This is a genomic window from Bacteroides sp. An279, assembly GCF_002159615.1.
Taxonomy (GTDB): domain Bacteria; phylum Bacteroidota; class Bacteroidia; order Bacteroidales; family Bacteroidaceae; genus Phocaeicola; species Phocaeicola intestinalis.
This window is the reverse complement of the sequence record NZ_NFJA01000135.1, coordinates 1-6210: the sequence shown is the minus strand read 5'-3', so window position 1 is coordinate 6210 and position 6210 is coordinate 1. Positions and strand designations below refer to the sequence as shown.

Sequence of the window (6210 nt, the reverse complement as noted above, 5' to 3'; positions counted from 1 at the left end):
TGACGAAGAACAGGAGCGGAAAGGACCAAAAAATCGCCCAAAGCACACACGAAAACGGATACATCAAGCCAAGAAAAACTTTTTGGAGAAATTCAAAACAGCTTCTTACTTAATCATATCGAATCCGCAATACGGAACCAATGCTTTCGGAATACGGATACCTTCCGGCGTCTGGTTGTTTTCGAGCAGGGCTGCCACAATACGCGGCAAGGCAAGTGCCGAACCATTCAGCGTGTGACAAAGCTCTGTCTTCTTATTGGCAGTACGATAACGGCACTTCAAACGGTTTGCCTGATACGTATCAAAATTGGATACCGAGCTTACTTCCAGCCAACGTTTCTGAGCTTCCGAGTAAACTTCGAAATCGTAACAGATAGCAGCAGTAAAGCTGATGTCACCTCCGCACAAACGCAGAATACGATAAGGTAATTCCAGTTTCTTCAGCAAACCTTCTACGTGATCGAGCATCTCCTGATGCGACTGGCGGGAATGTTCGGGGGTATCAATGCGCACCAGTTCTACTTTTGAAAACTCGTGCAAACGGTTTAGGCCACGCACATCTTTACCATATGAACCTGCTTCACGACGGAAACATTCGGTATAAGCACAATTCTTGATGGGTAACTGCTTTTCATCAAGTATCACGTCGCGGTAAATGTTCGTGACGGGAACTTCTGCTGTCGGAATCAGGTACAAATCATCCAAGTTGCAATGATACATCTGCCCTTCTTTATCAGGCAACTGTCCCGTTCCGTAACCCGAAGCAGCATTTACCACCGTAGGAGGCATTATTTCTTCATAACCAGCGGCACGAGCTTCATCGAGAAAGAAATTGATGAGCGCACGTTGTAAGCGTGCCCCCTGTCCCCGATAGACCGGGAAGCCGGCTCCTGTTATCTTCACACCCAAATCAAAATCAATCAGGTTGTATTTTTTTGCCAACTCCCAATGAGGCAGTGCGTCTTTCGGAAGTTCGGTTTCCATGCCTCCCATTTTCACTACCAGATTATCTTCGGCACCAGCACCTTCGGGCACTTCCTCGTAAGGCACATTTGGAATGGTATACAGCAAATTCTGCATGTCTTCAGCAGCCTGATCCATTTCTGCCTGCAAAGCCTTGCTTGTTTCCTTGATTTCTGACACACGTGCCTTGGCTGTTTCGGCTTCTTCTTTCTTCCCTTCTTTCATCAACTGTCCGATGGTTTTCGATGTAGCATTTACTTCTGCCAGATTCTTATCCAATTGAGCTTGTGCATTACGACGCTTGCTGTTCAGTTCGAGCACTTGGGCAATGGTTTCTTTTGCATTTGCGAAATGCTTTTTCTCCAATCCACGGATTACCTTGTCGGTATCCTCTGTAATTTGTTTAATTGTAAGCATATCTTTAGTCTTTTAATAATCGTATATCTTGTTTTCGTGATGCAAAGATATTCTTTTATTGAAACATAAACAATGATTCTTACAAGATACTTTGACGGATGCGCACCAGTTTTTCGAGTAAACCCTCCAGCAAATCGAGCTTCAGCATGTTTGCCCCATCACTTTTAGCCACCGAAGGGTCTTCGTGCGTCTCCATAAACAAACCATCCACACCTACCGCCACTCCGGCTTTGGCTATGGTTTCTATCAGCTGGGGCATACCTCCCGTCACGCCCGAAGCCTGATTGGGCTGCTGGAGCGAATGGGTCACATCCAGTATGACCGGATGCCCGAAAGCCTGCATTTCGGGAATCCCCCGATAATCGACAATCAAGTCGTGATAACCAAATGTGACTCCCCTTTCAGTCAGCATCACTTGCGGATTTCCAGCTTCCACTACCTTATCGGCTGCAAAACGCATCGCAGCGGGAGAAAGGAACTGTCCTTTTTTAATATTAACTATCTTGCCCGTCCGGGCAGCCGCTACCAGCAAATCGGTCTGACGACACAAAAACGCAGGTATTTGCAATACATCCACGTATTCGGCAGCCATGCCGGCTTCTTCAGCCGCATGAATATCGGTCACTACCGGCACACCAAAGGTACTTCTTACTTTTTCCAAGACCTTTAATGCTTTTTCATCGCCGATGCCAGTAAACGAATCCAGACGCGAACGGTTCGCCTTACGATAAGAACCCTTGAACACATAAGGTATATGCAAATGGTCGGTTATTTTTACCACACGCTCAGCTATGCGCAACGCCATATCCTCGCCTTCAATTACACACGGTCCCGCCAACAGAAAAAAATTATCCGAACGGACCAGGTCATCTATTGTCTGTATCATTGTATATTATCTATTGTTAAATATGTGTGCAAAATTAAGTTCTTTTCAATATACACCAACTATTATGTACAGCCACTTATTCCGGAATTATCAGTGTCAATGCTTCGGGAGCAATGGTTATTTCGATAGGGAAATGACGGTCGAACCAAACACGCCCGTCCAGACTGATTTCGGCATTTTGCGCCCGAAGGATTTTCACCTGTCGTGTACGGTAAGGCTTCACAGTCTTGTGATTCAAAAGCCTTCCCTGCTGCAACATCCACAAGCCCGACACCAACTGACGCAATTCCGGGCGATATATCAGTGATACGTCCAGCCATCCATTATAAGGCACAGCACTAGGTGTCAATCCATATCCCCGTGCACTTCCTATCGCCACAGCCATCAGACGTCCACGAATATGTTCATCGTTTACTTTCAGATGCATCCGGTACAGCTTACGCTCAAATGCCACCAAAAACAATGAAGAGAGATACGAGAACAAAGGAATCCCCCAGAACCGGCGTGTCTCATTGGTGATGATAACAATACGCGCCCCCAACCCGATATATACTGCATTCAGGAAATAACGCTTCACATGCGTCTGCCCGTCGTAATAACCAAACACACCTACATCTACCTTCCGCAACCGACGGTTGATAAGTACATCGACCGCCCCCCGATAATCATCCGAATCCAATCCCCAATACTTGGCAAAATCATTCCCTATGCCATTGGGAATAATGCCCAAGGCAATGTCATGTCTGTCCTCGGCATCAGACAGCATAATGCCATTTACCGCATCATTCAATGCTCCGTCGCCACCTACCACAACAATGGTGCGATAACCGTTATTAGCCAAGGTGCGCGCCAAACGCTCCACCGACCCAAATCCCTCCGACTGCACATAGTCGAATTGTACGTTCCGGCTCTCCATGTAATCGCGAATTGCTTTCCACCGCTTCTGTGCTTTCCGGCTTCCGGCTTTCGGATTGTATATTACGCCCCAGCGGGTAGGTTCTACTGCCATAATCCTTTATTTATTGATTTGTATAAATGTCCACAATTTGCCAAATTTTCTACCTTACCGGTATCTCACGGATATTCGGTTTGATTCGTATCAAGCAATCTCATTATTTCCTCCACTTTCTCTTCCAGCGGACGCGTAGCATCTATCCAATGAATGGTAAACCCGCGCCGCTCCATCCCCCGGAACCACGTCATCTGCCGTTTAGCAAACTGATGGATAGCTATCTCCAACTGACGGAACATCTCATCGTAAGTCAAGGCTCCCGTTACATACAGGGTAAGGTATTTGTACTCCAGTCCATAATAGAGCAGGTCTTCCGGAGCAATGCCTTCTTCCAGCAACCGCCGTACTTCGTCCACCATTCCTTCGTCCAAACGCTGTCGCAACCGGTATGTAATCTTTTTACGACGCAAATCACGGTCGATATCCACCCCGATAATCAGACTATGGATTTCCGGAAAATCCCGGGCACCGACAGGTTGCGTGCGGTAATACTCTTCTATTTCGATGGCACGAATGGCACGTTTCACCGTATCTACATCGGTAGAATTATGCAAAGTCTTATACGTCGAAAGGAGAACCGTCAACTCTTCCAATGATTTACCGGCAAGTCTTTCACGCAATGCCGGATTTTCAGGTACAGGAAGCAACTTGTATCCTTTTAATACAGACTCCAGATACATGCCTGTTCCACCGCACAAGACGGGAAGCTTTCCCCGCGAACGGATATCCTCGTATGCCTGCAGGAAATCGTGCTGAAACTCGAAAACGTTATATTTCGTTCCAGGTTCTGCAATATCTATCAAGTGATAAGGTATCCGGTGTCCGTCTACGACATAGTCAGCAAGGTCTTTTCCGGTCCCCAAATCCATCCTGCGATACACCTGACGGCTGTCACCGCTGATGATTTCCGTATGAAGACGATGGGCCAAAGCCGCTGCAAGCGGTGTTTTTCCCGATGCGGTAGGACCTAATATGGTAATCAAGTCATATGTCATAAATATCCAGTTCTTTACAGACCCATAAATCACTTATCACGCACATCTCAACTGTTCAGGCTTGCCGAACGTACACGGCTCAAGGTTTCCGGAGTCATCTGGAGCAGCGAAGCGATGTAGACCAATGGTGCCCGCTTCAGGATTTCCGGATGCAGCTGGAACAGTTTGTTATAACGTTCATGAGCAGACTCGAAACGCAACGTGTCGGCCTTCACCTGCGATTCTATCAACGAATTCTCTAAAATCTTCCGATACAGCACCCCGATATCCGCATATTCTATTGATAAACGGTCGATGCCTGCCTTGTCTATCTCCCACAGCACCGTCGGTTCCAAAGCTTCTATCATCAGACGGGTAGGCTCCTGACGGAAATAGCTTTCCAGACAAACCACCTCCCCTTTCTCGTATGCAATATGTTCGGTCATATCCTTCCCATACTTGAAATAGAACTGGCGCAGCATACCTTTCTCGATGTAACGCACACAAGTACATACTTCGCCTTCATTCAGCACCATTTCACCTTTCTTGTATTTCCTGCCGACCAAAATATCAGCCAATGCGTGAACACTTTCCTTAGCAAGCGCCACATTGTGATCGCCCGCCATCTGCCGCGCTATTTCAATACTCGTTGTCGTCATAGATATTTCGATTAAAAAAGTTTTTCATTTTACTTTGATCCGGTCGAATCCTTCTCCAAAGACACCAATCACCGCACTCTGCGAGACAAATGCATGAGGGTCAATATCCTTTATCAGGCGGAAAATGGTATTCGACTCCCGTTTTTTTGCCAAGACAAACATCAGTTTTACACCATTGTTCGTATAGCAGCCTACACCATCGATAAATGTCACCCCCCGATGCAGGTCTTTATTGATGCGGTGTCCGATTTCTTCGTATTTATTGGATATGATGAAAAACTGGACCGACTGGCGTGCACTGTTCACCACCTGGTCAATGACAAAACTGGTGATAAACAAGACTACGTAACCATAAACCACCCGCTCCCAATCATGCAACACCAGATAACTGGAAGAAATGATAATGACATCACACATCAGAATCACCCTCCCCAGCGAGATGTCGCGATATTTGTTCACAATGGCCGCAATGATGTCTGTGCCGCCTGTACTTCCGTTAGCAGAAAATGCCAGGCCGATTCCACCGCCACAAAACGAAGCTCCCAGCACGCAAGCCATAAACGGCTCATCATGTATCAGTCCTCCCTGAACCAACTTCTGGATAACAGCCAGGAAGACCGTCAATACAATTACCGCCCAAATGGTCTTTATGCAAAACTTCAACCCGAGAATCTTCAATGCCAGCAACAGCAAAAATCCGTTGATAGCCAAATACGTATATTGTACGGGGAAACCTGTTGCCCAGTAAATAATAGAAGCAATACCCGGCACAGCTCCCGAAGGCAAGTTGTTGGGCAACAAAAACACCGTCCACCCTATCCCGTACATCATCATGCCCAAGGCTATCAGCAAATAATCTTTCGCCTCCCGCCATACGGGATTGGCTTTCAAAGTTCCAATCAAATTCATGTCCGTTTCTAATTAGCTTTAATTTTCGGAATACAAAAGTATAAAAAACTCCGGAATAATCGTACAAAACCCACAGAATAAGTAAAGAAAACCCAAGAAAGCCTGCCAGTGCCGCCATGCCTGTACAAAACTATATGCGGTATAGATTTATGCATTTTCTCATCACAGAGGCACAGAGGCACACGGAATTTCTTAATTTTTCATAAATTCTGCATCTTGCCAATTAACTTGTAGGGGCAGGGGTTGCCTGCCCGAATACACAATTTCATACCGCGCAAAATATAAGAAGCTGTTTTGAATTTCTCCAAAAAGTTTTTCTTGGCTTGATGTATCCGTTTTCGTGTGTGCTTTGGGCGATTTTTTGGTCCTTTCCGCTCCTGTTCTTCGTCA

7 protein-coding genes are annotated in these 6210 nt (G+C 46.3%); all 7 read right to left on the bottom strand.

The features are described from left to right. Nucleotides 1–105: 105 nt before the first annotated feature. Nucleotides 106–1380 carry a serine--tRNA ligase gene (gene serS, locus B5F78_RS15610; protein WP_022041210.1) on the bottom strand — a complete coding sequence of 425 codons (1275 nt, stop codon included), beginning with the start codon at nt 1378–1380 and terminating at the stop codon, nt 106–108. A 79-nt stretch (nt 1381–1459) separates the two neighbouring features. Further along, on the bottom strand, nt 1460–2266 hold the full coding sequence (gene kdsA, locus B5F78_RS15605) for a 3-deoxy-8-phosphooctulonate synthase (RefSeq protein WP_087407165.1): 807 nt from the start codon (nt 2264–2266) through the stop codon (nt 1460–1462). Between the two features lie 76 nt (nt 2267–2342). After that, nucleotides 2343–3275, bottom strand: coding sequence for a diacylglycerol/lipid kinase family protein (locus B5F78_RS15600; RefSeq protein WP_022041208.1), 933 nt, complete (start codon nt 3273–3275; stop codon nt 2343–2345). A gap of 65 nt (nt 3276–3340) precedes the next feature. Beyond that, nucleotides 3341–4273 (bottom strand): tRNA (adenosine(37)-N6)-dimethylallyltransferase MiaA, encoded by a 933-nt coding sequence (gene miaA / locus B5F78_RS15595; RefSeq protein WP_087407164.1) that lies wholly within the window; start codon nt 4271–4273, stop codon nt 3341–3343. A gap of 47 nt (nt 4274–4320) precedes the next feature. After that, the gene (locus B5F78_RS15590) at nt 4321–4911 is read right to left on the bottom strand and encodes a Crp/Fnr family transcriptional regulator (protein WP_087249343.1); all 591 of its coding nucleotides are present in this window, start codon (nt 4909–4911) and stop codon (nt 4321–4323) included. A 24-nt stretch (nt 4912–4935) separates the two neighbouring features. Next, complete coding sequence (locus B5F78_RS15585) at nt 4936–5820, bottom strand: YitT family protein (protein WP_087249344.1); 885 nt, start codon at nt 5818–5820, stop codon at nt 4936–4938. A 200-nt stretch (nt 5821–6020) separates the two neighbouring features. After that, nucleotides 6021–6210 (bottom strand): hypothetical protein (locus B5F78_RS17415; RefSeq protein WP_162608572.1); only part of this gene is annotated, 190 nt, incomplete at its 5' end.

Bases quoted from the DNA above. Each gene is read 5' to 3' on its own strand.
- serS (WP_022041210.1), bottom strand. From the start codon at position 1,380: ATGCTTACAATTAAACAAATTACAGAGGATACCGACAAGGTAATCCGT.
- kdsA (WP_087407165.1), bottom strand. From the start codon at position 2,266: ATGATACAGACAATAGATGACCTGGTCCGTTCGGATAATTTTTTTCTG.
- B5F78_RS15600 (WP_022041208.1), bottom strand. From the start codon at position 3,275: ATGGCAGTAGAACCTACCCGCTGGGGCGTAATATACAATCCGAAAGCC.
- miaA (WP_087407164.1), bottom strand. From the start codon at position 4,273: ATGACATATGACTTGATTACCATATTAGGTCCTACCGCATCGGGAAAA.
- B5F78_RS15590 (WP_087249343.1), bottom strand. From the start codon at position 4,911: ATGACGACAACGAGTATTGAAATAGCGCGGCAGATGGCGGGCGATCAC.
- B5F78_RS15585 (WP_087249344.1), bottom strand. From the start codon at position 5,820: ATGAATTTGATTGGAACTTTGAAAGCCAATCCCGTATGGCGGGAGGCG.